This window comes from Luteibacter sp. P4_D7_3, assembly GCF_056401735.1.
Genome location: NZ_JBFUIT010000530.1, coordinates 1 through 1,565, shown reverse-complemented (window position 1 = coordinate 1,565; position 1,565 = coordinate 1). Strand labels below are relative to the sequence as shown.

At 63.2% G+C, this 1,565-nt stretch carries 3 protein-coding genes and 1 pseudogene; all 4 read left to right on the top strand.

The annotated features are described in order from the left end of the window. On the top strand, nucleotides 1-319 hold a 319-nt coding region (locus AC1DSN_RS22385), incomplete at its 5' end, for a hypothetical protein (protein WP_477333004.1). 144 nt (nucleotides 320-463) lie between these two features. Next, nucleotides 464-910, top strand: coding sequence for a TrbC/VirB2 family protein (locus AC1DSN_RS22380; RefSeq protein ID WP_063570703.1), 447 nt, complete (start codon nucleotides 464-466; stop codon nucleotides 908-910). Continuing rightward, complete coding sequence (locus AC1DSN_RS22375) at nucleotides 903-1,217, top strand: VirB3 family type IV secretion system protein (RefSeq protein ID WP_477333002.1); 315 nt, start codon at nucleotides 903-905, stop codon at nucleotides 1,215-1,217. Before AC1DSN_RS22380 ends, AC1DSN_RS22375 begins: the two co-directional genes overlap by 8 nt. Before the next feature lie 58 nt (nucleotides 1,218-1,275). After that, nucleotides 1,276-1,565 (top strand): annotated as a pseudogene (locus tag AC1DSN_RS22370) (VirB4 family type IV secretion/conjugal transfer ATPase); the annotation flags it as partial.

Sequence of the window (1,565 nt, the reverse complement as noted above, 5' to 3'; positions counted from 1 at the left end):
GGCCACGGCGGCCGCGCTGTCCCAGGTTGGAGCTCGCTTACCCCAGGTCGACCTGACCAAACAGCCAGGCCGAATTCGTACCGATCCCACCACCGCCGCCGTCATGTCGCAGATCGGCGTGTCTGCCAATGCGACAGGAAGCGCTCCGGCGCAAGCGCCGCAACAGGCGGGTGATCCCAATATCTTCGTACCCCAGGTCCGCGGCCCGCGTGACGCCGCGCCCACCCAGGGAACCGCCACACCGGTCGTCCAGCCTGGCCCACGCCAGGACCCCGCCGATCTACGCAACGGAGGCAGCGATGGCGCCTTCGTGTTCTGACCTCATGCCACCCCTACACGTGACGGAGTCCCTGCCTCGTCACGTCGGCCTTCGGGCCACCGCAACCCGGGTCCGCGCCGCGGCCCCGTCCTTCGTCCGGCGGCGTCTGCCGTCTCTATCTGAACTGTAAAGAGGAACCTCGTGATGGCCCTGCCCTCTCTGTCCAAGGCGTTTGCCACGTCCAAGAAGCCGCTGATGAACGCCATCGGCACGTTCGCCCTTGTGGCCGCCCTGATGATCCCGAGCCTTGCGCTCGCGCAGGTCGGCGAGACCGGCACCAAGGTGTGCGGCTTCTTCCAGGACATCAACTCATTGCTCAACGCTGCATCCATYGTCGTCGTGACGATCGCGGTGATCTTCTCCGGCTATGGCATCGCCTTCGCGCACAAGCGCATCGCTGACGTGGCTCCGGCCCTGATCGGTGGTGTGATGATCGGCGCAGCGGCTCAGGTCGCCAAGATGGTCGTGGGCGGCAACGGCAGTGGCAGTGGCGCCTCGGCATGCACCCAGAGCAGCGGCGGCAGCAGCACCGCCGGCCTGCTAATCGATGCCATGAACGTAGCGATGCACTTCATCCATATCCATGCATAAGAACGCGCTATTTCGCGGCTGCACCCGACCGCCCATGTTCATGGGCGTGCCTTATATCCCTTTCTTCATGGGTGCAGGCACGGGTCTGTTGTTGGCGATGTACTTCAACTTCTGGTTCCTGCTGCTCATTCCCGTATCGGTCTTCGTGATGCGCCAGATGGCACGTCGCGATGAAATGATCTTCCGGCTGCTCGCGCTACGCCTGAGGTTCAAGACGCTGGTGCGAAATGTGCCCGAGCACGACGGAATGTGGGTGTTCACGCCGAACAACTACCGCGACGCGTCCAAGGAAAAGAAGCGCAAGTAAGGACAGCCGCCCTGGCACACCGTGCCAGGGCCTTCCCGTTCACCCGGTACCGACGACAATGTTCACTCCAGACGCTCCCATCTCGACGCACATCACCCTATCCACCCACGTCTCGCCTTCGGTGGTGAAGACCAGGGGTGGCGACTTCCTGTTGACCTGGCGTCTTGGCGGATTGCCCTTCGTCGGTCGCGAGGAGTGGGAGCTGGAGCACCGTCACAACAGCTTCAATCGCATGCTGCAAACGCTGCGTGCACCCGACTACACGAACGTGGCGTTCTGGGTCCACGATATCCGTCGGCGCCGTGGCATTCGTAACAAGTCGAAGTTTGGCGAGGCGTTCAACCAGAC